Source organism: Nocardia sp. NPDC057272, from assembly GCF_042668615.1.
Classification (GTDB): Bacteria; Actinomycetota; Actinomycetes; order Mycobacteriales; family Mycobacteriaceae; genus Nocardia.
The window spans coordinates 70,515-93,065 of the sequence record NZ_JBHUYK010000021.1; the positions used below are offsets into that span (position 1 = coordinate 70,515).

A 22,551-nucleotide genomic window follows, 5' to 3' on the forward strand; every position below is an offset into this window, starting at 1 on the left:
GGCATGGGGGAGTCGGTGCTGCCCGCACAAATGAAGGCAGCACCGACTCCCGTCAGCAGGTGAGCATCGAGTGCAGATCCACCCACTGTTCCGGGTGGACATGGGCGACGACAGTGTTGTGGTCGATGCCGGTGGCGCTCAACGCGTCGTCGACGCCTCGGTAGCGGGTACGCAGCGAAGCGCGCACCGTGCCACCGATACCGGAGTAGCCGGTTCGCACCAGCTCGGTGTAGGAATCCTGTTGTCGCACAAGTGGTTCCGGTCTCCTGGTGATCCGCAAGATCGCCGAATCGACAGACGGGACCGGGCGAAAGCTGTGGCGAGGTACCTGCCCGTGGAGTTCCCAGCTGAACCACGGCCAGGTCGTCGCGGTCAGTAGGCTCCAGCGGCCGTAGTCGCCGGTGCGTTTGCGGGCGTATTCGCGTTGGGTGAGCAGTGTCGCCGAGGTCAGGGCCGGTGCGGTCAGGCACCAGTCGACGATCTCGGCGGTCACGGAGAAGGGGATGTTGCCCACCACGGCGAACGGCTCACGGGGAGCCCTGGCCTTGGTGAAATCGCCACGGACGACGCGGATTCCGTCCTCGGACCGGGTTCGTGCCGAGAGCTTGGCCGCGAGCAGTGGATCGATCTCGTACGCGGTGACCTGAGCGCCCCGGCGAGCCAGTGCGTGCGTGAGAACGCCTTCGCCCGCACCGGGCTCGAGAACTGTTCCCGCCGGATCGGCCACCGCCACTATCGAGTCGACGGCGGCACGATCCACCAGAAAGTTCTGGGACAGTGTTCTTCTCGCGTGGTCACGGGCGGTCCGACCGCCACTCTTGCCGGTGACCTTGCGCTGAGTGTGTGAGTAGTTTCGATGTGCGAAATCCTGCGCCACGGCAGTTGCCCCTTCGGGTCTTCGAGTCGAATGAGTCTCGAAGGGCCCTGGGCGCGCCGGTGGACGCCGATGAAGTTATCCGCGTCCGCTAGCGGGCCAGAGCCCGGTTGTAGCGGAGACGAATGAAGTAGTGGCACGACATGCGATCGACTCTAGGAAGCGGTCGAGAACCGGGCAACCGAATTTCGGACCGGCGCCGATCGGCACGCCGTCCAGAACCGCCGCGGTGGCCTCCCGGTCCGGCGCACCCGCCCGGCCGCCGGCATGCCGGCCGCGCGCCCCCACCGAGATCCGTGGGTCACAGTGGCTCTGACCGGCCGTGAGCAAATTTATCGCAACTGTGCGGATTCGATGAGAATTACCTGGGTAAACAGCAAAAACAGGTGCATCGGCAATTCAGCCGCACTGATCGGAATGAGCGAAAGGATAGGCCGTGGATACCTCCGTCATTGCGATAGATTTCCAGCAGGGCTTGACCGACGCATGGAGTTCGGTCGCGCAGTTCGTCCCCAAAGCGGTGGCATTCATCGCCATTCTTCTCGTCGGCTGGATCATCGCGAAGGTGGTCGCCAAGATCGTGAACGCGGTGCTGGAACGTGTCGGATTCGACAAGCTCGTCGAACGTGGCGAACTGCGGAAAATGATGTCCCGCAGTAAATATGACGCCTCCGACATCATCGCCAAGATCGCCTATTACGCGATTCTGTTGATCGCGTTGCAGCTCGGTTTCGCGGTGTTCGGGCCGAACCCGGTCAGTGCGCTGCTCACCAGCATCGTGGCGTGGCTGCCCAAGGCGGTGGTCGCGATCGTCATCGTGGTGATCGCCGCGGCGATCGCTCACGCGGTGAGCGATCTCGTCTCCAACGCGCTCGGTGGGCTGTCCTATGGGCACATGCTCGGCCGGATCGCGGCGGTGTTCATCTGGGGTATCGGCATCATCGCCGCGCTGAACCAGATCGGTGTGGCGACCTCGGTGACCACCCCGGTCCTGATCGCCGTGCTCGCCACCATCGGCGGCATCCTGGTGGTCGGCGTCGGCGGCGGCCTGGTCAGGCCCATGGAACAGCGCTGGAGCAATTGGCTCGGCAACCTGGAATCGGAGATGCCCGCGATGAAGGGGCATGCCCAGGCCTACCAGCGTGGCCGTGAGGACGCCCTGCGGCAGGGCGAGCAGGTGGCGCCGAGTGCGGCCGAGCAGGCGCGGGTCACGCCCGGCGCGACCTACCCCGGAGGAGAGCCGGGCTGGGGCGGCGAAACCGTGCGGTAATCACGTGCGGTAATCAACGGCCATCGGCGCACCGTCACCTTCGGGCGGCGGTGCGCCGATGTCGTGGGTGGGGTATCAGTCGGCGGCGTACGCGCACACCGCGGCCAGGCGTAACTGCAGCCAGTCGGCGTCGTGCCAGTTGTCCGGCGCACCCGCGAAGAACCCGTCGGCCCGCTCGGCGAAATGGTCGAGCAGTCCGCGGACATAACCGGCGAGCAGAATGACGAGCGGCACCCGGGCCGAATCGTCGACGCCGAGATCGAGAATGTCGCGCACCGCGGCGGCATGCTGGTCGAGCTGGGCGGACAGTCCGGGTACCACCGCGGCGACGGCAGCCGCGGGTGCTCCGAACTCGGTGTTCAACTGCTGTAATTGTCGTTGCGCCGAGAGTTCGAGCAACGCGGGACCTGGCGCAAACATTGCAATATGGTAGCAATCTCTCCGTCGCTGATGAAATTGGATCGATTCAAGATCAATAGCGTGACCGGGCGAATAGGGCGCAACATTTCCACGGTCGATCGAATTCGGTTGAGCGCAACCATGGTCGCTCGCCCAGTACCCTGCTGGACTGTCGAGCATGGGCAGCGAACGTCGGAAATTGAAGACCGTCACCGGGGTCAGCGGATCGCGCGATGTGTACGCCGCGGCACTGGACCCGACCCGTTCCACGCTCGAGGAAGGTATCCGGATCGCGCGGATCGCACAGCAGAACAAGATCGGTGCGATCTTCGCGGCGGACCTGCTCGGTTTCGGCGCCCAGGGGGCGATCGGCGCGCAGGAACCACTGATCCAGCTCGCCGCCCTCGGCGCGGTGACCACCGATGTCGGCCTGATCGCCACCGTGTCCACGACCTTCCATCATCCCTATAACCTGGCCCGGCTCTTCGGCACGCTCGACCACATCAGCAACGGCCGCGCGGCCTGGAACGCGGTGACCTCGTCGCTGGGCGAGGAGAACTACGGCGACCGCGAGCTACCGAGCCCGGAGCAGCGCTACGCGCGCGCCACGGAATCCATCGAGGTGGTCAACGCGCTGTTCGACAGCTGGCGACCGGGCGCGCTGCGGCCGGACGGCGCGGGGGGCGCGATCCTGGACGAATCGCTCGTGCGGCCGATCGACTTCGCCGGACAGCATTTCTCGGTCCGCGGCCCGCTGAACATCCCGCCGCTGCCCCAAGGCAGGCCGGTGCAGTTCCAGGCCGGTCAATCCGCGGGCGGCGTCGAACTCGGCGCACGGTTCGCGGAGGTGGTGTTCACCTCGCTCTCGACGCTCGAGGACGCGATCACCTATACGAAGAAGATCCGCACCCGCGCCACCGAGTTGGGCAGGCCGGACGGGCTTCCGCTCATCTTCAGTTCCTTCCACGCCACCTACGGAGCGACGGAGGAAGAAGCCCGCAGGTTGGTTCGCGAGGCCGCGGAAGCCACCGATTTCGAGGCGGGGCGCCGCCAACTGGCCGACATGCTGGGTGGCGGCATCGACCTGTCCGAGCTGCCGCTGGACAAACCCATTCCGGAAACGCTGCTGCCGCAACTGGATTCGGTGCACCGGCGCCGTGGGCGGGTCGAGATATTCGCCAAGCTCGCCGCCTCCGGCGCGACGCTGCGGGAACTCGTCATCGCCGCCAAGGACACCGGCCACTGGGCGGCGGCGGGCACGCCCGAACAGCTGGCCGACGCGATCGAGGAGCGCTATCGGGCGAATGTGCTCGACGTGATCTCCCTCGGCGGGTTCACCGACGAGCGCACCCACGATTTCGTCGTCAACGGTCTGCTGCCCGAGCTGCGTCGCCGGAAGCTGCTCGACACCGATTATCTGGGCGCGACCTACCGCGAGAATCTGGAACTGCCCGCGCCGACCTCTGCGACGAGGGCGTAGCCGGCGAGATGTGATCGAGATCGCGGACTTGCGTGAACCGGGCGTCGGATGGACTCTGAATGGGTATAACCGTTCCGAGACAACTTTCGGCAAACCAGCTCGGCGAGCGAAGGGATCCGCAGTGCAGGTCACCGACCCGGCCGTTCACCTGTTCGGCATGAGCACGGTAATCGCTGCTAGCGCAGGGTATTCGGCGCAGTCGAGGATTTCCCGCGCCTGGCGCCGCTCACCCTACGCGCCGTTGCTCGGTCGTCTCGCCGCCGCGATCTTCTGGGGTTGCGGCAGTGTGGCCGGGCTGACCGTGCTCGGCATTCCCGCAGCGATCACCGTGCCGATCGCGCTGACCGTGCTCACCGTGGTGATCGTGATGCTCGCCGCGGCCTTCGCCGGCGGCATGATCAGGCCCGCGCCGAGGCCGAGCCTGTCGGCCCGAACCTGAGCTACCGGAACGCGTTGGCGTCGGTGAGCGCCTTGCCGATGACCAGCTGGTGCACCTCGGCGGTGCCCTCGTAGGTCAGCACGGACTCCAGGTTGTTGGCGTGCCGCAGCACCGGGTAGTCGAGGGTGATCCCGTTGGCGCCCAGGATCGTCCGGCATTCGCGAGCAATCGCGATGGCCTCGCGTGTGCTGTTCAGCTTGCCCGCGCTGATCTGCTCGCCGGTGATCTCGTGCCGATCCTTCAATCGGCCCAGGTGCAGGGCGAGCAACTGTCCCTTGCCGAGTTCGAGCGCCATATCGGCCAGTTTGGCCTGGGTGAGCTGATAGCCCGCGAGCGGCTTGTCGAACACCTCGCGGGTGCGGGCGTAATCGATCGCGGAGCTCAAGCAGTCGCGCGCGGCGCCGAGCGCACCGAAGATGATGCCGAATCGCGCCTCGCTCAAGCACGCCAGCGGCGAACTGAGCCCTCGTGATTCGGGCAGCACGGCATCGGCGGGCAGGCGCACGTCGTCGAAATCCAGTGCGGCGGTGATCGATGCGCGCAGCGACAGCTTGCGATGGATCTCGCGGGTGGTGAAACCCGGTGTGCCCGCGGGCACCAGGAAGCCGCGCACCCGCGGCTTGTCCGCGCCGGGCTCCTCCGCATACGCCCAGACGACGGCGACGTCGGCCACCGACCCGTTGGTGATCCACATCTTCGACCCGTTCAGGACCCAGTCGTCACCGTCGCGGCGCGCCCGCGTGCGCATGCCGCCGGGGTTGGACCCGAAATCGGGTTCGGTGAGCCCGAAGCACCCGATCACCTCACCGGCCGCCATCGCGGGCAGATACTGCTGCTTCTGCTCTTCGGAACCGAAGAAATGAATGGCCGCCATCGCCAGCGAGCCCTGCACCGACACCATGCTGCGCACGCCGGAGTCGATGGCTTCGAGTTCCATGCACGCGAGGCCGTACGCGGTGGCCGACGCGCCCGCGCAGCCGTAGCCGTCGAGGTGCATGCCGAGCAGCCCGAGCTTGCCCAGTTCCGGTGCGATCTCGCGGACCGGAAAGGTGCCCTCCTCGAACCAGTCGGCCAGGTGCGGTCGCAGCCTGCGTTCCCCGAATCGCGCCACTGTGTCGCGGATTTCGCGCTCCTCCGACGACAGCAACGGATCGATGGCGAACAACTCTTCGACAGTGACCATGGCGTGAGCTTAACCGCAGTACCAGCCCCGAAACCGACACTTCGACCAGCCCGATACCCCCGCGATCGCACCCGGAGCAGGCCAACTAGTCTGAGGTGATGAGTGAGCTGGGATTCTCCACCAGGGCCGTGCACGCCGGATACGAACCCGATCCTCAGACCGGTGCGGTCAACGTGCCCATCTACGCGAGCTCCACCTTCGCCCAGGACGGCGTCGGCGGCATGCGCGGTGGCTACGAGTACGCGCGCACCGGCAACCCCACCCGCACGGCGCTGGAAGCCAACCTCGCGGCCCTCGAATCGGGCAGCTACGGGCGTGCCTTCGCCTCGGGCATGGCGGCCACCGACTGTGCGCTGCGCGCCATGCTGCGCCCCGGCGATCACATCGTGATCCCCGACGACGCCTACGGCGGCACCTTCCGGCTCATCGACAAGGTCTTCAGCCAGTGGGGCATCGAGCACTCGCCCGCCCACATCGCCGACCTCGACGCGGTGCGCGCGGCCATCCGCCCCAACACCAAGCTGGTGTGGATCGAGACGCCGACCAACCCGCTGCTGAGCATCGGTGACATCCCCGCGCTGGCCGATATCGCCCACGAGGCCGACGCGAAGCTGGTGGTGGACAACACGTTCGCCACCCCGTACCTGCAGCAGCCGCTGCTGCTCGGCGCCGACGTGGTGCTGCACTCGACCACCAAGTACCTCGGCGGTCACTCCGATGTCGTCGGCGGCGCGCTGATCACCAACAGCGCCGACCTCGACAAGGACTTCGCGTTCCTGCAGAACGGCGCGGGCGCGGTCCCCGGCCCGTTCGACGCCTTCCTCACGATGCGCGGCATCAAGACCCTGGCCGTGCGCATGGAGAAGCACTGCGACAACGCCGAGGTGATCGCGGAGTTCCTGACCAACCATCCGGCCATCTCGCAGGTCATCTACCCCGGTCTGCCCACGCACCCCGGCTACGAGATCGCGCAGAAGCAGATGCGCCGCAGCGGCGGCATGATCTCGGTGCGCCTGGCCGGTGGCCGGGAAGCGGCGCTGAAGTTCTGCTCGCGGACCGAGATCTTCACGCTGGCCGAATCGCTGGGCGGTGTCGAATCGCTCATCGAACACCCCGGTGCCATGACCCACGCCAGCACCGAGGGTTCGGCGCTGGAAGTCCCCGCCGACCTGGTCCGGCTCTCGGTCGGCATCGAAGACATCAGCGATCTCCTCGCCGATGTCGAACAGGCGCTGAGCTGAGCGGGACCCGACACACATGACGAAGCGGCCGCATCCGGTATCCGGATGCGGCCGCTTGCGTTCGGGTTCTGAACGTACGGGTTCAGCGAGATCAGCTGTGGTACGGCTCCGCGCTGACCAGCGTCACCTTCATGGTGTTGCCGTTGGGGAGTGTGTACTCGCGCGTCTCGCCCACCTTGGCGTCGATCAGCGCCCCGCCCAGCGGCGAGTTCGGCGAGTAGGCCTCGAGGCCGGTGGCGCCGAGTCCCTCTTCGCGGGTCGCGATCAGGAAGGTTTCGGTATCGCCCTCGTCGCCGTCGTAGTAGACGGTGACGACCGAGCCCGGCAGCGCCACACCGGATTTGGTGGGGGCGACGCCGACCTTGGCGTTGTTCAGCAGTTCCTGCAGCTGGCGGATACGCGCCTCCTGCTGACCCTGCTCTTCACGCGCGGCGTGGTAGCCACCGTTCTCCTTGAGGTCGCCCTCTTCGCGGCGCTCGTTGATCTCGGCGGCAATGACCGGACGATTGGCAATGAGCGAGTCCAACTCGCCCTTGAGCCTGTCGTGCGACTCCTGGGTAAGCCAGGTCACATTCTCGGTCATCTCGATCACTCCCTAGTAGTTGTTCCCGGCGCACCGGGATTCCCTGAAACCAGCGCGAAACCTCCCGGAGGAGGGCATGCACCAGCCCGACGGCTGGAGCGATCCTGGGGGTGAACCCGATACCCGCAAACAGCACCGCTGGCCGCCAATGCAGCAAACACGGCTCCGAACCCCGGAACCGTGTATCAGCCCATTTTAGCATGTCTCACAAAAATGCAGGTCAGCCTAGTCAGGCGGGCTATTTGCGGCGCAGGCTCACTATTCGCTGGTGCGCAGATACCCAGGAATCTGGTCGCTGCAACCATAAATATCGCCCGCCGAAGCGCGTGCCGACGACTTCACCGTAGTGCTCACCTGCACGCTGGTCGAGTCCGAGCCCGGTACGAGTATCTCGCGCCGGCCCACCTCGGTGCCGTCGCGGTCCATCGCCCGCACGAAGCAGACCACGGCCTGCTGTGGGTCGTCGCGGGTGACCTTGATCCGCATGTCCAGCGTGGCGTCGTCGACGACCACGTAACCCAGCTGCTCGGTCTCGATCGCCTTCGGGCCATATTTCTGAAAGCCGAGATAGGCCACCGCGAAGCCGGCCGCCACCACGCCGACTCCGAGCAAAACCATCAGCCACAGGCGACGCGCAGGTGGTTTCGTGCCATATCGATCGGCGTGTCGCGCCGCTGCGGCGGCCGAGGTCGCGGCGGAGTCCGGTGCGGGCTCGGTCATCGTTTTCGCGCTCCCGGGGGTGGTCGGAACAAACAGGGGGTCGGATGGAACTATAGGTAACGACATCTGACACCCGCGAGCGAGAGCGACGGTGAACGAGAAGTGAGTGGCCTTCGCCTCATGGCAGTGCACGCCCACCCCGACGACGAATCGAGCAAGGGCGCCGCGACGACCGCCAGGTACGCCGCGGAGGGCGTCGAGGTGCTCGTCGTGACGTTGACCGGCGGTGAGCGCGGCAGCATCCTGAACCCGGCCATGGACACCCCCGGCGTGCTGGACCGGATCAACGAGGTCCGGCGCGAGGAGATGGCCGCGGCCGCGCACGCGCTCGGCGTGCGTCAGCACTGGCTGGGATTCGTCGACTCGGGCCTACCCGAGGGCGACCCACTGCCGCCGCTGCCGGAGGGCTGCTTCGCGCTGGTGCCGCTGGAGGAATCCACCGAGGCGCTGGTGCGCGTGATCCGCGAGTTCAAGCCGCAGGTGATCACCACCTACGACGAGAACGGTGGCTACCCGCACCCGGACCACATCCGCTGCCACGAGGTCTCGATGGCCGCGTACGAGGCGGCGGGCGATCCCACGAAGTTCCCCGAGGCGGGCGAGCCGTGGACACCGCTCAAGCTCTACTACGACCACGGCTTCAGCATGAAGCGCCTGGAAGCCTTCGCCGAGGAGTACGAGCGCATCGGTGAACCGTTCCCGCTGCAGGAGTGGCTGGACCGGATGAAGCAGTACATGTCGGAGCGCGGCGACATCATGGGCCGCGTCACCACCCAGATCGAATGCTCGAAATACTTCCCCCAGCGTGACGACGCCCTGCGCGCGCACGCGACCCAGATCGATCCCAACGGCGCGTTCTTCGCGATCCCGTTGGAGATGCAGCAGCGGCTCTGGCCGACCGAGGAGTTCGAATTGGCCAAGACGCGCGTGTCCACCGCCATCCCGGAGACCGACCTGTTCGCCGGCATCGAGGACAACGACCGGTGATGTTGGTCTACCTCGCACAGCAACCGACGGGCCCCGAGTTCGGCAAGGCCTCCCCGCTCGGCCTGCTGGTCATCCTGATCCTGCTGGCAGGCACGGTGCTGCTGGTCCGCTCGATGAACAAGCATCTCAAGGGCCTGCCGGAAACGTTCGAACCCGAGCACCCGGAACCGGATCAGAAGGCCGACGACGGCACCGAGCCCGGTGTGATCGCCGTCGAGGAATCCGAGCCGAAGCAGAACTCCTAGCGCGCTGCGGCGAGGTCGGCGACGAGTTCGCCGACCAGGTCGCGCGCGGTGGCGGCGTGTTCGGCCACCGACCGCGGCGCGCCGCCGGCACTCAACTCGATCATCGTGTTCATCAGGCCGAACAACGCGACGAGCTGACGTAGGGCGGCGCGGCGTTCGGACACTGTCATCGGCGCGGTGGTTATCGGCAGGTTCACGACTATGGGATCGTCACTGTTCACAGGTTCGTTTCTGCCGATACCCAATCGACGCCGTGCGCGAACTACCAGTCGATCAGGTCGAGTTCGTGCAGGCGCCGGAACACCATCATCGAACCGGGCGCGACGTGCTCCATCGCGGCGTATTCACTCACGGTGAAGTAGCGGAATTCGGCGATTTCGCCGGTGGCGTGGGGTTCGCCGGTGAGTTCGGCACGGAAACAGGTCATGTGCAGGCCGGTGTTGCGACGGTGCCCGAAAGCCTCGGCCTCGAAGACGCCGAACTCGGCGACCCCGGCCAGGCCGACGCCCAGTTCTTCCTCGATCTCGCGATGTAACGCCTGTAAAGGGGTCTCGCCGGGGTCGATCTTGCCGCCCGCCATGTAGAAGACATCCTTGCCTTCGGGACGCGTCTGAATCAGCCTGCGGTCGCGGACATGGGCGAGGGCGGCGGTGCGGATCATGGGGATCACTCTAAGGAGCGTTCGGCCCCGTCTCGTGCCGAACGTGCTCCGCGTCACGCTGGTGTCTGGGTCAGCTCACCGAGACGGTGCCTGCGGCGGCGCGTCGACGGTCAGCGTTTCGGCCGCGGCCAGCGAATCGGTCCGCGAGGTGTCTTTGAGGTCGACTCCCGAGCGGCCGAGTGCGCGGGCACCCGCGACCAGACCTGCCACCACGCGGGCGGCGTCGGCGTAGGTGAGGCCGTCTGGTGGGTGGATGTTGGAGACGCAGTTGCGTTCGGCGTCCGCGCGGCCGGGGTGCGGTAGGTGGGTCAGGTAGATGCCGAGGCTGTCGGCGACCGAGAGGCCCGGGCGCTCGCCGATCAGGACCAGAACAGTGCGCACGCCCATGGCTTCGCCGATGTGGTCACCCAGCGCCACTCTGGCCTGGGTGGCGATCACCGGTGCGGCCATGGTGTAGCGGTCGCCGAGTTCGGTTGCCAGGGCGGCGAGGAGATCGGGGGCGTGCTCGGACAGTGCCAAGGGGGACAGCCCGTCGGCGAGAACGAAGCCGATGTCCGCGCCGGTGGCGGTGACGGGGGTGAGATCGTCGGGCACTCGGCCGAGATCGGGGCGGCGCAGGTACTCGGCGCGATCGGCCGCCCTGCTGGCTACGGTGACCGGAGTGCCGAGGCCGAGTGCGGCGATGTGCTCGGTGAACGTCGCGACATCGAGAGGAAGATGCACGGCGTCACGGGCCGCGGCGTGTGCGGCGCGCAAGGCGAGGACGTCGGTCGTCGGCAACGCGTCGCCCGTGCGGCCGAGCCCGATTCTGGCTTGCGTACTGCCCCGGAGATCTCGCCAGAAGTCTTCGGCGACAGGCGATCGCGTCTCGTGCGCGGCGGCGACCGGTGGGGCCGGAACAGGTGGGGTCACAGGCGGTTCCGTTTCTGCGTCGATGTTCGTGAGCGGTTCGTTCGGCTGACGCGGTGCGCTCATCGAGTGGCTGTCAGGGCTCGCAGGGGTGAGGACAGCGGTTCCACCTGTCGCACACGGCCGTTCGCGTCGAGCATGCCGAGGCCGGACAGCCAGGCCTCGAATTCCGGTGCGGGCCGCAGGTTCAGGACCTGGCGGGCATACAGGGCATCGTGGAACGACAGGCTCTGGTAGCCGAGCATCACGTCGTCGGCGCCGGGCACCGCGATGACGAAGGCGCAACCGGCAGCGCCCAAAAGGGTGAGCAGGGTGTCCATGTCGTCCTGGTCGGCCTCGGCGTGGTTGGTGTAGCAGACATCCACGCCCATCGGCAGGCCGAGCAGTTTGCCGCAGAAGTGGTCTTCGAGTCCGGCCCTGATGATCTGCTTGCCGTCGTAGAGGTACTCCGGTCCGATGAAGCCGACGACCGTGTTCACCAGCAGCGGTCGCAGATCCCGGGCCACGGCGTAGGCGCGCGCTTCCAGGGTCTGCTGGTCCACGGGCCGATCGCCGACGCCCAGATGGGCATTCGCGCTCAGCGCCGACCCCTGGCCGGTTTCGAGGTACATCACGTTGTCGCCGACAGTGCCGCGCTGTAGCGATCGTCCCGCCTCGTTCCCCTCCCGCAACAGCGAAATGTTCACGCCGAAGCCGGTATTGGCACCCTCGGTGCCCGCGACGGACTGGAACACCAGGTCCACCGGCGCACCGGCCTCGATCAACCCGATGGTCGTGGTGACATGGGAGAGCACGCACGACTGCGTCGGGATGTCGAAGCGCGATCGCACCTCGTCGAGCAGATGCAGCAGATCCGCGGTGGCCTGCGGCGAATCGGTGGCCGGGTTGATCCCGATCACCGCGTCGCCACAGCCGAGCAGCAGCCCGTCCAAGGTGGCGGCGGCGATCCCGCGCGGATCGTCGGTCGGATGATTGGGTTGCAGCCGCGTGCTCAGCCGGCCGGGCAGACCGATGGTGGTGCGGAATCCCGCGGTCACCTCGGCCGCCTTGGCCACCGCGATCAGGTCCTGATTGCGCATGATCTTGCTCGCCGCGGCCACCATCTCCGGCGTCAGCCCCGGCGACACCGCGGCCAGGGTCGCCGCCGAATCCTCGGTGGCGGCGACGGCGAGCAACCAGTCCCGCAGCCCGCCGACCGTCAGGTGCGCGATCGGCCCGAAGGCCACCCGGTCGTGACTGTCGATGATCAGCCGGGTGACCTCGTCGGTTTCGTACGGCACCAGGGCCTCGTTCAGGAACGTGGTCAGCGGTACCTCCGCCAAGGCCCACTGCGCCGCGGCACGTTCGGCATCGGTGGCGGCCGCGCAGCCGGCGAGTTCGTCGCCGCTGCGCAGGGGCGTGGCCTTCGCCATCAGGTCGATCAGACCGTCGAAGGTGTGGGTCGTGACGCCGATTGTGCTGCGGTACACGGTCATCGGGTCCCTTTCGAAAGAATGTGCCGGCCTGTGTATCCAGGGCGTGCTACTCCAGTTCGGATTCCGCCTCGGCGATCGCCGCGAACTCCTCATCCGGCGACTTGGCGACCAGGTGTTTGCGACTGTAGAGCCCGAAGTAGGCCATGAAGGCCACGAACACACCGAGGGTCCACAGGGCGGCCGTCGGATCGACCAGGAAGGTCGCCGCTACCGACGCGGCCGCGATGACCAGTGCGAACCCCGTGGTGGCGATGCCGCCGGGGGTGCGATACGGGCGCGGCATGTTCGGTTCGCGCCGGCGGAGCACGATGTGGCTCACCATCATCAGCACGTAGCTCACGGCCGCGCCGAACACCGCCATGTTCAGCAGCATCGCGCCCTTGCCGGTGAGCGAGAGAGCGAAGCCGATGATGCCGGGCACGATCAGCGCCAGCATCGGGGCCTTGCGGGAGTTGGTCACCGACAGGACCGTCGGCAGGTAGCCGGCGCGGGAGAGCGCGAAGGTCTGGCGGGAGTAGGCGTAGATGATCGAGAAGAAGCTGGCGACCAGACCGGCAAGGCCGATGTAGTTGACCACCTTGGCCGCCGAGCTGTCGCCCAGCGCTTCCACGAGGGGGTTGCCCGAGGCGGACGCGCTCTGAGCACCGAGCGCGCCGGTGACCAGGAACAGCACCACCGCGCCGGTGACGCACAGCAGCAGCATCGCGACGATGATGCCCTTGGGCACGTTCTTCTCCGGCTCGCTGGCTTCCTCGGCGGCCAGCGGTACGCCTTCGACGGCTAGGAAGAACCAGATCGCGAACGGGATGGCGGCCCAGATGCCCAGGTAGCCGAAAGGCAGGAACGACGACGATCCGGTGGCCTCGGGATCGGCCGCGATGTTGGTCAGGTTGGCCGCGTCGAACTTGCCGACGGCCGCGAAGGCGAAGATCGCCAGACCCACCAGCGCGATCGCGGTGATCACGAACATCGCCTTGAGCGCCTCGCCCGCCCCGGCCAGATGGATGCCGATGAACAGCGCGTAGACCGCCAGATACACCCACCAGCCGTCGGTGATCCCGAACAGGTTCAGCGATTCCACATAGGCGCCGATGAAGGTGGCGATGGCCGCGGGCGCGATCGCGTATTCGATGAGAATCGCTGTGCCGGTGGCGAATCCGCCCCATGGTCCGAGCGCTCGCCGGGCGAAGGTGTAGCCGCCGCCCGCCGCGGGCAGTGCCGAGGACAGTTCGGCCATGCCGAGCACCATCGCCAGATACATCGCGGCGATGACGATCGTGGCGATCAGCAGACCGCCGAATCCGCCCTCGGCGAGACCGAAGTTCCAGCCGGAGAAGTCGCCGGAGATCACGTAGCTCACGCCGAGGCCCGCGAGCAGCACCCAGCCCGCCGAGCCCTTGCGCAGGGTGCGTTTGGCGAGATAGTCGTCGACCGGTGCGCCCTCGCCGGTGGCGGGGCTGATTTCTGTACTCACTTCGAGCTCCTCATCAACAAACAGATGCGCGTTCGACCGGCCACGGTGCTCGTCGAAGGTTGAAGAATGATTGACGACTGTTACGGCCGTGGATCCGTCAGGTCAGCGGTGCGTATCGAGCACCGCTGACCTGTGTAAACGAACTGATTACGGGTGTTTCAGATCACCCGGTTCGCGGCGGCGCCGATTCGAGCGCGGCCGCTTCCTCGTCGGTGAACAGGCGTGAGCGGATCAGGAACCGCACGCCCTCGGGAGCCTCGAGCGAGAATCCGCCGCCGCGGCCCGGCACCACGTCGACGGTGAGGTGGGTGTGTTTCCAGTACTCGAACTGGTCGGCGCTCATCCAGAACGGGGTGTCGCCCGGCAGGTACCCGAGCAGCACGTCCGAACCGCCCACCCGGAATTCCCCACGCGGGTAACACATCGGCGAGCTGCCGTCGCAGCACCCGCCGGACTGGTGGAACATGACCGGGCCGTGCTGCCCGGTCAAGTCCCGCAGCAACGCCGCCGCCTGTTCGGTGAGGTCGACGCGCCGCACCATCAGAAGAAGCCGAGCTTCGTCGCCGAGTAGCTGACCAGGATGTTCTTGGTTTGCTGGTAGTGATCGAGCATCATCTTGTGGTTCTCGCGCCCGATGCCGGACTTCTTGTAGCCGCCGAACGCCGCGTGCGCGGGGTAGGCGTGATAGCAGTTGGTCCACACCCGACCGGCCTTGATGCCGCGGCCGAGGCGGTAGGCGGTGTTCATATCGCGCGTCCACACGCCCGCGCCGAGACCGTAGAGGGTGTCGTTGGCGATCGACAGTGCCTCCTCGGTGGTGTCGAAGGTGGTGACCGCGACGACGGGGCCGAAGATCTCCTCCTGGAACACGCGCATGTCGTTGCTGCCCTTGAAGATCGTCGGCTCGATGTAGAAGCCGTCGGACAGCCCGTCGACGCTGCGGACCGCGCCGCCGGTGAGTACCTCGGCGCCCTCTTTCTTGCCGATGTCGATGTAGGACAGGATCTTCTCGAACTGATCGTTGCTGGCCTGGGCGCCGATCATGGTCGCCTCGTCGAGCGGGTTGCCGCTGATGATCGCCTTGGTGCGTTCGACGCAGCGGGCCATGAACTCGTCGTAGATCGACGAGGCGATCAGGGCGCGCGACGGACAGGTGCACACCTCGCCCTGGTTGAGGGCGAACATGACGAACCCCTCGATCGCCTTGTCCAGGTAGTCGTCGTCGGCGGCCATCACATCGGGCAGGAAGATGTTGGGGCTCTTGCCGCCCAGCTCGAGGGTGACCGGAATGATGTTCTCGCTGGCGTACTGCATGATCAGCCGGCCGGTGGTGGTCTCGCCGGTGAACGCGACCTTCGCCACGCGCGGGCTCGAGGCCAGCGGCTTGCCCGCTTCGACGCCGAAACCGTTGACCACGTTGAGAACTCCCGGCGGCAGCAGATCCGCGACGAGTTCGACGACCTTCATGATCGAGGCCGGGGTCTGCTCGGCGGGCTTGAGCACCACCGCGTTACCGGCGGCCAGCGCGGGCGCCAGCTTCCAGGTGGCCATCAGGATCGGGAAGTTCCACGGAATGATCTGCGCGACAACGCCGAGCGGCTCGTGGAAGTGGTAGGCGATGGTGTCCTTGTCGACTTCGCTGATGCCCCCTTCCTGCGCGCGCAGCACTCCGGCGAAGTAGCGGAAGTGGTCGACCGCGAGGGGGAGGTCGGCGGCCAGGGTTTCGCGGACCGGCTTGCCGTTGTCCCAGGTCTCGGCGACGGCGAGGGCCTCGAGGTTGGCCTCGATCCGGTCGGCGATCTTGTTGAGGATGTTGGCGCGCTCGGCGGCCGAGGTCTCACCCCAGGCGGGGGCGGCGCGGTGGGCGGCGTCGAGCGCCAGTTCCACATCGGCGGCGCTCGAGCGGGCGATCTCGCAGAACGGCTGCCCGTCCACCGGGGAGGTGTTCTCGAAATAGCGGCCTTCGACCGGCGGAATCCACTTGCCGTCGATGAAATTGTCGTATCGCGGCGCGTAGCTGACGACGCTGCCCTCGGTGCCCGGCTTGGCGTAGATCATGTGCGGTGGCTCCTCGCTGATTCCGGTGAATCGTGACGCCCATCACTATCCCTGTTCAGGGTTGATGAAACGTTGAAGCCGGACCGATCAGGCGCGAAGGGCGCTGTGCAAGCGTGCGGTGGCGACGGCGCGGCGCGCGTCGCGGGCGGGGAGCAGGGCGAGGGCGTGTTCGTGGACGGCGATGTCGTCGGGGGCGGCGTCGCCGTATGCCAGTGCGTGATTCGCGTCCGGGCTGTTCAGAACCGCGTTACGCATGGCGACTTCGAGGTAGTCGCGCCATTCGCTGATGCCCGGTGTATCCGAATCGGGAAGCAGCGGGCCGTGATACAGGCGAACGGCCGTGGCCAGGTCGCCTCGTTCGATGGCGCGCAGCACATCGACGGCGTCGCAGGACAGGGGAGTGGTGAAGCGGTAGACGCGACTGGTGATGTCGCCGCCGGTGGCGCGGCGCAGGTACGACATCTCCGATTTGAGCGTGCTCGCGCCGACCGCGCGATCACCGTAGACGGCGTAGTGCAGGCGTTCGTGGCTGTAGCCGTCGTCGTCGAGGGCGAGCAGGGTCAGGATCTCGAGGTGGCGTGGCCGCAACCGGATCTGCTGACCGTCACGCATCAACCGGCCGGCGCCCAGGCAGGTCAGCCGCATCCCGGCGGGCGCGGGCACGGCGGCGTGCAACTTCGATTCGATGGCGCTGGTCATGGTGCGCACGGTGGCCATGGCCAGCGGATGTGAGCGTTTCCAGGTGGTCGACAGGTCGAGCACGCCGAGCAGGGTCCCGTCGGCGGCGCGGATCGGCGCGCAATAACAGACCCAGCCGTGCAGGGCCGCGACGAGATGCTCGGCCGAGAACACGGTGTGCGGTTGGTCGGTGCGCAACGCCAACGACAGGGCGTTGGTCCCCATGTGGGCCTCGTCCCATCGACCACCCGGCGCGAAGTTCACCTGCTCGGCCCGCCTGCGCATCACGGGTCCGCCATACGTCCACAGAATCGTCCCCGAAGCATCGGTGACCGCCGCGACGTAGCCCGCGTCATCGGCGACACTGTGCAGCTGCTCTTTCAGCTCGGTCACCGGCCCCCGCAGCGGCGACTCCGCCCATCGTGGCCCGATGTCGGTCTCACTGACCGGCGCGTGATCGCGCCCCGGATCGACGGTCCGCAACGAGCGCGACCAGGACTGCGCCACCTCGGTGCGCACTCCCGCCCCCGAGACTCCCACCCCGCCCGGTACCCACATCGCCCACTCCCGCTCCAGCGCAGCCCGCTGCGCGGAAAGCGTGAGCTGCACCATCTCGGTTCTTCCTACTAGACGAACTGGGCGAGGATCCCACATTTCATCATGCCCCAGCGCCACCCGCTGAGCAGCGGTTTCGTCAGGCCGAACTACCACGACGGCAACCTCGCGACACCGGGTTCACGGGACAGGCGGGGTCGGCCTTGGTATCAAGGTGCATGAGCGTATTCATGCTGATCCCGGGCGCGGGGTGCGATGCCGGCTACTGGGGACAGGTGGCCGACGAGTTGCGTGGCCTCGGCCATGACGCGGTACCCGTGTCGCTACCGAGCGAGGACGACAGCGCCGGATTGGCGGAATACGCCGAGGCGGTGGTCGAGGCGATCGGCGGGCGACGGGATGTGGTTGTCGTGGCGCACTCGTTCGGCGGGTTCACCGCCCCACTGGTGTGCGATCGAGTACCGGTAAAGCGAATGGTGTTGGTATCGGCGATGATTCCGGCGCCTGGCGAGGCGCCAGGCGACTGGTGGGCCAACACCGGACACGCGACCTCGGGCGATGACGACGTGTTCTACAACCAGCTCACTCCCGAGCAGCGGGCCGAGGCGGAGAAATACGAGCGCGGCCAGTCCGATACCCCGATGGCGTCCCCATGGCCGCTGGCGTCGTGGCCCGAGGTGCCGACCCGGTTCATCGTGCTGCGCGACGACCGATTCTTCCCCGCCGACTTCATGCGCGAACTCGTCGCCTCCCGGCTGGGGATCGAGCCGGTCGAAATGGATGGCGGGCACATGGTCATGATGTCCAGGCCCGCGGAATTGGCCCGCCTCCTGCTCTGATCGCGGAGGGAGGCGAGCAGTGCGGCGTCGGTGGGTGGCCGACGATCTGCTCACCCGCGCTGGACGGCCCTGGTGCCGAGGTCGAAGTGGATGCCTGCTCCGAGCATCGTGGTGGCGGGCAGGCCGATCATGGCGCGGAAGGATTCGCTGAAATGGGAGGGGGTGGCGAAGCCCGCGTCGATGGCGGAGCGGGTGAGGTCGTGGCCGTTGACGGCGTTGGCGATCGCGGTGACCATGCGGTTCCAGCGTTGATAGCCGCGGAACGTGGTGCCGCAGTGCTGGGTGAACAGGTGCAGGAAATGGCCGGTGGACAGGCCGAGATTCGCGGCGATCTGGTCGGCGCGCAGCGCGTTGGCGGGCTGGTCGCGGATCGCGGCGGCGAGCCTGGCGATGCGTGCGTCCGTGCCGAGGGCCGGGCCCGCGATGGCGCGGTTGTAGAGCAGATCCGGGTCGACGCCGGGCTGGCCACACAGCTCGACGAGTTCGCGCTCGCGGCGGTGGCTGAGACCGAAAGTGCCTGCCGCGGAGGTCATCTCGTCGGCAATCATGGTCGCGGGCGCACTCGACGGGTCGATGAACAACACCAGGATCCACCCCTGCGTGGCAACCACGCGGTGGGCGGTGCGGGCAGGCGCGAAGGAACTGCCCGTGCGAATCAGACCGCGGGTGGTGTGCACGATCAGCGGTCCGTCCAGGCCCACGGTGAGCATCGCGACCGGCGGCGAGTGCGTATCGGGCCGCAGATCCGGCCCGATGTACCCGATGTGGCCCGGCCGTGCCCACGCGGTCGGTATCCGCGCGGAACCGCGGATCTTCGAACGGGTATCGACGCTCACCCGTACCAGGGTATCGACGTGTCGCCGGGTGCGCCGCGACCGGGGATTCGGGTCGGCGCCTCTGCGGTGGTCATCGGCGATCGGCGGCCTCGGGGAGGCGGGGGACCGAGGCGACGAGTTGGCGGGTGTATTCGTGCTGGGGTGAGCGCAGGACGGAATCCGCTTCGCCGGATTCGACGATCCTGCCGTCTTTCATGACCAGGACGCGGTCGGCGAGGTGGTGCACGACGCCGAGGTCGTGGGAGATGAGCAGAAGGGCGGTGCCGAACTCGGATCGGAGTTCGGCGAGGAGGTCGAGGATCTGAGCTTGCACGGAGACGTCGAGGGCGGACAGCGGCTCGTCGGCGACCAGGAGGGCGGGGTTGGGGGCGAGGGCGCGGGCGATGGCTACGCGCTGGCGTTGGCCGCCGGAGAGGGTGCGGGGGTGGCGGGCGAGCAGGTCGCGGGCGAGGCCGACCGCGTCGAGGATCTCGCGGACGCGCCGGGTGCGGGCTTTGCCCCGCAGATCGACGGTGTCGAGGCTTTCGCCGATGACGCGCTCCACGGTGTAGCGGGGGTCGAAGGAGCTGAGGGGGTCCTGGGCGATCAGTTGCGCCGCACCGCGTAATGGACGTAATGCCTTGTCGGAGAGCTCACTCCATGGTTCGCCGTCGACGACCACCCGTCCGGACGATGGTGTGACGAGCCGCAGCGCGAGGCGGGCCGTGGTGGTTTTGCCCGAACCCGATTCGCCGACGATGCCCAGAGTCTCGCCGCCGAACAGGTCGAAGTCGACATTGTCGACCACGGTGCGGGCGGCCGATCCGGAGCCGTAGGTCTTGCGCAGGTTGCGGACCGAGAGCACGACCCGGGTGTTGTCCACCGAGCGCGGTGGCAACTGCTCGCGGAGTTCGGCGCGGACCGGGGACTCCGATCGCGACGATGCCGGAGCCGGCGATGAAATCGGCGGATCGGTGGGCTGGCGTGGTTCGGCGAGCTGGTCGGAAACCGTCAGCTTCGAACCGCGCGAGGCGGCGGACGGAACGGCCGCGAGCAGCTTTTTCGTGTACGAGTGCTCCGGACGGGTCAGCACGTCGCGCGTGCTGCCCTCCTCGACGACCTCCCCGTCGCGCATCACCAGCACCCGGTCCGCCACCTCGGCGACCACTGCCAGGTCGTGGCTGATCAGGAGCAGTGCCGTGCCGTCGGCCTTGCGGGCGCGAAGCAGTTCCAGGATCTGTTGCTGGACAGTCACATCGAGTGCGGTGGTCGGCTCGTCGGCGACGATGAGCCGCGGATCCCCTGCCAGTGCAGTCGCTATCAATACGCGCTGACGCAGCCCGCCGGACAGTTCGTGGGGATACTGACGCAGGCGCAGTTCGGGTTCGGGGACGCCGACATCGGTGAGCAGTCGCACGCTGCGGGCCGTGAGCGCCTGCCCGCGCAGGTCGGTCAGCGCGCGTTGCGCTTCGGCGAGCTGGCTACCGATCGAGTACAGCGGGTCGAGGGAGACCAACGCGTCCTGGAGGACGAATCCGATGTCGCTGCCCCGGATTCGCCGCCACTGCCGATCGCGATGGCCGCGCGCGTCCTGCCCGAAGAGTTCGAGACGGTCGGCGCGCACCCCCGCGCCCGGACCGGCCAGGCCGACCAGCGCGCGCGCCGTCACCGATTTGCCCGACCCGGATTCACCGACGAGGGCGACGGCCTCGCCCGGCTCGATCCGCAGATCGATGCCGTGCACCACCTCCTTGCCCGCGAACCCGACTCGCAGATTCTCGACCGCGATCAGACTCATACCGATGGCCTTCCGTCGTAGTGCCGCTGCCAGTGCCGACCGAGCGAGCTCACCGCGATGACCGTGGCGGTCACCGCCACGCCGGGCAGCACCGCGATCCACCAGGCATTGCGCAGATAGTTGCGTCCCTCGGCCAGCATCGCGCCCCATTCCGGTTCCGGCGGTTGCGGGCCCATCCCGAGAAAGCTCAGACCGGCCGCGCCGAGAATGGCGGTGCCGAGACCGATGGTGGCCAGGATCGGGACCTGCGCGACCGCGTGCGGCAGGACGTGCCGCCGCACCAGCGTTGCCCTGGTGAGCCCGAAAGTCCTCGCCTGTTCGACATACCCGGACTCCTGCACGACCAAGGTCTGCGCGCGCACCACCCGGGCGAACCGGGGGATCGAGGCGATGCCGAGCGCGAAGATCAGGTTCGTGGTGCCGGGGCCGGTGAACGAGATCAGGACCAGCGCGAGCAGCAGATCGGGGAACGCCGAGACCACGTCGAGGAACCGGGTGATCAGCTCGTCGAGCGGCCCGCGCGCCAACCCGGACAGCAAACCCAGCGCCGTGCCCGCGACCACCGCGATCGCGACAGCGGTGATGCCGATGAGCAGCGAGTAGCGCGCGCCGTGGATGACCCGGGTGAGAACGTCGCGGCCCAGGTGATCGGTGCCGAACCAATGCTGCGCACTCGGCGGCAGCTGGGCGGCAAGGGGATCGGCGGCGAGTGGGTCGGCACCGGTCAGCAGGGCCGGGGCGACCACCGCGATCGCGACCAGCCCCACCGTCAGCGCTGCCACCGCTACGCCCGGCGCTACAGCGAAACCCTGTGCGCGTAGACCGAGTCGACCGGCCGCGCGCGGCGTCGCGGTGACAGTCATCGTTTCCCTCCATTGCGTGAGTCGCGGCGCAGACGCGGGTCGAGCCACAGATAGAGCAGATCGACCAGCGTGCTGATCACGACGTAGACGAAGGCGGAGAGGATCGCGACCGCGAGCACCACGGGAAGGTCCTGCGCCAGTACAGCGTCGACGGTCACCCGTCCGAGTCCGGGTCGTCCGAAGACCTCTTCGATGATCACCGCTCCGCCGAGCAATCCGCCGACCAGCCAGCCGGTCAGCGTCACCGCGGGCAGAGCCGCGTGCCGCAGACCATGTCGCAGCCGCAACGCACTCTCGCTCACCGACCACGACCGCACCGTCACCGCGAACGGTTCGTCCAGCGCCCGCTCCAGCCCGTCGCGCAGCACCTGGGAGATCACCGCGCCCAGCGACAGACCGAGGGCGAGTGCGGGCAGAACCAAGGCCGACAGCCCCTTGTTCGCCGCCACCGGAAAGATCTTCAGCTGGAAGCTGAACACCGACAGCAACACGATGCCGAGCCAGAAGGAGGGCGTCGAGACAAGAGCCAGTTCCACCGCATTCGCGATGGCGCGTGATCGCCGCCGCTGCGCCGTGCTCGTCGCGACGACGACCGCGAACATCAGCGCCACCACCAACGCGGCACCGGTCAGCGCCAAGGTGGGACCGGCCTGCGAGCCGATGACTTCCGATACCGGCCGCTGCAACACGTAGGAACGCCCGAAATCCCCGTGCGCCACATTCCACAGGTAGCGGGCGTACTGGACAACGGCCGGGCTGTCGAGTCCCCATTCGGCACGGATGGCCGCCTCGACCTCCGGGGTGCGCTGCTGTTCGCCGAGCAACACGTCGACCGTGTCGCCCGGCGCCAGCCGCACACCGAGGAACGACAGCGTGGTCGCGCCCCACAGCACGCCGAGACCCGTGATCACCCGCAGCGCGATCCGTGTGGCTGTGCCGGTGCGAGCCTCGCTGTCCACTGTGGTGGTCACGACCTCCGGTGCGATCGCTTCCGTCGTCATCGGT

24 protein-coding genes are annotated in these 22,551 nt (G+C 67.5%); 7 read left to right on the forward strand and 17 right to left on the reverse strand.

Annotated elements, in window-relative coordinates:
- Nucleotides 1–52 precede the first annotated feature (52 nt).
- Nucleotides 53–877, reverse strand: coding sequence for an ErmE/ErmH/ErmO/ErmR family 23S rRNA (adenine(2058)-N(6))-methyltransferase (erm, locus tag ACFULV_RS25075; RefSeq protein ID WP_378660695.1), 825 nt, complete (start codon nucleotides 875–877; stop codon nucleotides 53–55).
- Between the two features lie 433 nt (nucleotides 878–1,310).
- On the opposite strand from erm, the gene ACFULV_RS25080 reads away from it, so the two are divergent.
- Nucleotides 1,311–2,144, forward strand: coding sequence for a hypothetical protein (locus ACFULV_RS25080; RefSeq protein WP_378660697.1), 834 nt, complete (start codon nucleotides 1,311–1,313; stop codon nucleotides 2,142–2,144).
- Nucleotides 2,145–2,219: 75 nt separating this feature from the next.
- Here ACFULV_RS25080 and ACFULV_RS25085 read toward each other — a convergent pair whose 3' ends face one another.
- Nucleotides 2,220–2,564: a DUF6401 family natural product biosynthesis protein gene (locus ACFULV_RS25085; RefSeq protein WP_378660699.1), complete on the reverse strand. Its 345-nt coding sequence runs from the start codon at nucleotides 2,562–2,564 to the stop codon at nucleotides 2,220–2,222.
- Between the two features lie 157 nt (nucleotides 2,565–2,721).
- Between ACFULV_RS25085 and ACFULV_RS25090 the strand changes: the two genes are divergently transcribed.
- Together ACFULV_RS25090 and ACFULV_RS25095 are read left to right on the forward strand one after the other, a co-directional pair.
- The gene (locus tag ACFULV_RS25090; protein WP_378660703.1) at nucleotides 2,722–4,023 is read left to right on the forward strand and encodes an NtaA/DmoA family FMN-dependent monooxygenase; all 1,302 of its coding nucleotides are present in this window, start codon (nucleotides 2,722–2,724) and stop codon (nucleotides 4,021–4,023) included.
- Nucleotides 4,024–4,180: 157 nt separating this feature from the next.
- Nucleotides 4,181–4,462, forward strand: a complete 282-nt coding sequence (locus tag ACFULV_RS25095) for a hypothetical protein (RefSeq protein ID WP_378660706.1) — start codon at nucleotides 4,181–4,183, stop codon at nucleotides 4,460–4,462.
- A gap of 1 nt (nucleotide 4,463) precedes the next feature.
- Here the strand turns inward: ACFULV_RS25095 and ACFULV_RS25100 are convergent, their stop codons facing one another.
- A complete protein-coding gene (locus ACFULV_RS25100; RefSeq protein ID WP_378660710.1) occupies nucleotides 4,464–5,645 on the reverse strand; it encodes an acyl-CoA dehydrogenase family protein in 1,182 nt (393 codons plus the stop codon).
- A gap of 98 nt (nucleotides 5,646–5,743) precedes the next feature.
- Here ACFULV_RS25100 and ACFULV_RS25105 point away from each other — a divergent pair, with 98 nt between their 5' ends.
- A complete protein-coding gene (locus ACFULV_RS25105) occupies nucleotides 5,744–6,886 on the forward strand; it encodes a cystathionine gamma-synthase (RefSeq protein WP_378636236.1) in 1,143 nt (380 codons plus the stop codon).
- 91 nt (nucleotides 6,887–6,977) lie between these two features.
- Here ACFULV_RS25105 and greA read toward each other — a convergent pair whose 3' ends face one another.
- Nucleotides 6,978–7,469 carry a transcription elongation factor GreA gene (gene greA / locus ACFULV_RS25110; protein WP_056813695.1) on the reverse strand — a complete coding sequence of 164 codons (492 nt, stop codon included), beginning with the start codon at nucleotides 7,467–7,469 and terminating at the stop codon, nucleotides 6,978–6,980.
- A gap of 258 nt (nucleotides 7,470–7,727) precedes the next feature.
- Nucleotides 7,728–8,189, reverse strand: coding sequence for a DUF4307 domain-containing protein (locus ACFULV_RS25115; protein ID WP_378660713.1), 462 nt, complete (start codon nucleotides 8,187–8,189; stop codon nucleotides 7,728–7,730).
- Between the two features lie 120 nt (nucleotides 8,190–8,309).
- Here ACFULV_RS25115 and mca point away from each other — a divergent pair, with 120 nt between their 5' ends.
- Nucleotides 8,310–9,176, forward strand: coding sequence for a mycothiol conjugate amidase Mca (mca, locus tag ACFULV_RS25120; protein ID WP_378636242.1), 867 nt, complete (start codon nucleotides 8,310–8,312; stop codon nucleotides 9,174–9,176).
- Entirely contained in the window at nucleotides 9,176–9,421 is a 246-nt protein-coding gene (locus ACFULV_RS25125) for a hypothetical protein (RefSeq protein WP_378636354.1), read from the forward strand. The genes mca and ACFULV_RS25125 overlap by 1 nt, the downstream gene beginning before the upstream one ends.
- On the opposite strand, the gene ACFULV_RS25130 is transcribed toward ACFULV_RS25125, so the two are convergent.
- The 8 genes from ACFULV_RS25130 to ACFULV_RS25165 form a co-directional block, all read right to left on the reverse strand.
- A complete protein-coding gene (locus ACFULV_RS25130; RefSeq protein ID WP_378660716.1) occupies nucleotides 9,418–9,591 on the reverse strand; it encodes a hypothetical protein in 174 nt (57 codons plus the stop codon). The genes ACFULV_RS25125 and ACFULV_RS25130 overlap by 4 nt on opposite strands.
- Nucleotides 9,592–9,683: 92 nt before the next feature.
- On the reverse strand, nucleotides 9,684–10,082 hold the full coding sequence (locus ACFULV_RS25135; protein WP_378636247.1) for an NUDIX domain-containing protein: 399 nt from the start codon (nucleotides 10,080–10,082) through the stop codon (nucleotides 9,684–9,686).
- A gap of 75 nt (nucleotides 10,083–10,157) precedes the next feature.
- Nucleotides 10,158–10,994 (reverse strand): ethanolamine ammonia-lyase subunit EutC, encoded by an 837-nt coding sequence (eutC, locus tag ACFULV_RS25140; RefSeq protein WP_378660719.1) that lies wholly within the window; start codon nucleotides 10,992–10,994, stop codon nucleotides 10,158–10,160.
- A gap of 59 nt (nucleotides 10,995–11,053) precedes the next feature.
- A complete protein-coding gene (locus ACFULV_RS25145) occupies nucleotides 11,054–12,466 on the reverse strand; it encodes an ethanolamine ammonia-lyase subunit EutB (RefSeq protein WP_378636252.1) in 1,413 nt (470 codons plus the stop codon).
- 46 nt (nucleotides 12,467–12,512) lie between these two features.
- A complete protein-coding gene (eat, locus tag ACFULV_RS25150) occupies nucleotides 12,513–13,940 on the reverse strand; it encodes an ethanolamine permease (RefSeq protein WP_378636254.1) in 1,428 nt (475 codons plus the stop codon).
- Nucleotides 13,941–14,103: 163 nt separating this feature from the next.
- The gene (locus ACFULV_RS25155; protein WP_378660722.1) at nucleotides 14,104–14,481 is read right to left on the reverse strand and encodes a DUF779 domain-containing protein; all 378 of its coding nucleotides are present in this window, start codon (nucleotides 14,479–14,481) and stop codon (nucleotides 14,104–14,106) included.
- Nucleotides 14,481–15,998, reverse strand: a complete 1,518-nt coding sequence (gene adh, locus ACFULV_RS25160) for an aldehyde dehydrogenase (RefSeq protein WP_378636258.1) — start codon at nucleotides 15,996–15,998, stop codon at nucleotides 14,481–14,483. The genes ACFULV_RS25155 and adh overlap by 1 nt, the downstream gene beginning before the upstream one ends.
- An 87-nt stretch (nucleotides 15,999–16,085) precedes the next feature.
- Nucleotides 16,086–17,288, reverse strand: a complete 1,203-nt coding sequence (locus ACFULV_RS25165; RefSeq protein ID WP_378660725.1) for a transcriptional regulator — start codon at nucleotides 17,286–17,288, stop codon at nucleotides 16,086–16,088.
- 161 nt (nucleotides 17,289–17,449) lie between these two features.
- Here ACFULV_RS25165 and ACFULV_RS25170 point away from each other — a divergent pair, with 161 nt between their 5' ends.
- Nucleotides 17,450–18,070 carry an alpha/beta fold hydrolase gene (locus tag ACFULV_RS25170; protein ID WP_378660727.1) on the forward strand — a complete coding sequence of 207 codons (621 nt, stop codon included), beginning with the start codon at nucleotides 17,450–17,452 and terminating at the stop codon, nucleotides 18,068–18,070.
- Nucleotides 18,071–18,120: 50 nt separating this feature from the next.
- Here the strand turns inward: ACFULV_RS25170 and ACFULV_RS25175 are convergent, their stop codons facing one another.
- The 4 genes from ACFULV_RS25175 to ACFULV_RS25190 form a co-directional block, all read right to left on the reverse strand.
- Nucleotides 18,121–18,906 (reverse strand): helix-turn-helix domain-containing protein, encoded by a 786-nt coding sequence (locus ACFULV_RS25175; RefSeq protein ID WP_378660730.1) that lies wholly within the window; start codon nucleotides 18,904–18,906, stop codon nucleotides 18,121–18,123.
- Between the two features lie 70 nt (nucleotides 18,907–18,976).
- Entirely contained in the window at nucleotides 18,977–20,683 is a 1,707-nt protein-coding gene (locus tag ACFULV_RS25180; protein WP_378660733.1) for a dipeptide ABC transporter ATP-binding protein, read from the reverse strand.
- A complete protein-coding gene (locus ACFULV_RS25185; RefSeq protein ID WP_378660736.1) occupies nucleotides 20,680–21,546 on the reverse strand; it encodes an ABC transporter permease in 867 nt (288 codons plus the stop codon). The genes ACFULV_RS25180 and ACFULV_RS25185 overlap by 4 nt, the downstream gene beginning before the upstream one ends.
- Nucleotides 21,543–22,547 carry an ABC transporter permease gene (locus tag ACFULV_RS25190; RefSeq protein WP_378660739.1) on the reverse strand — a complete coding sequence of 335 codons (1,005 nt, stop codon included), beginning with the start codon at nucleotides 22,545–22,547 and terminating at the stop codon, nucleotides 21,543–21,545. The genes ACFULV_RS25185 and ACFULV_RS25190 overlap by 4 nt, the downstream gene beginning before the upstream one ends.
- Nucleotides 22,548–22,551 lie beyond the last annotated feature (4 nt).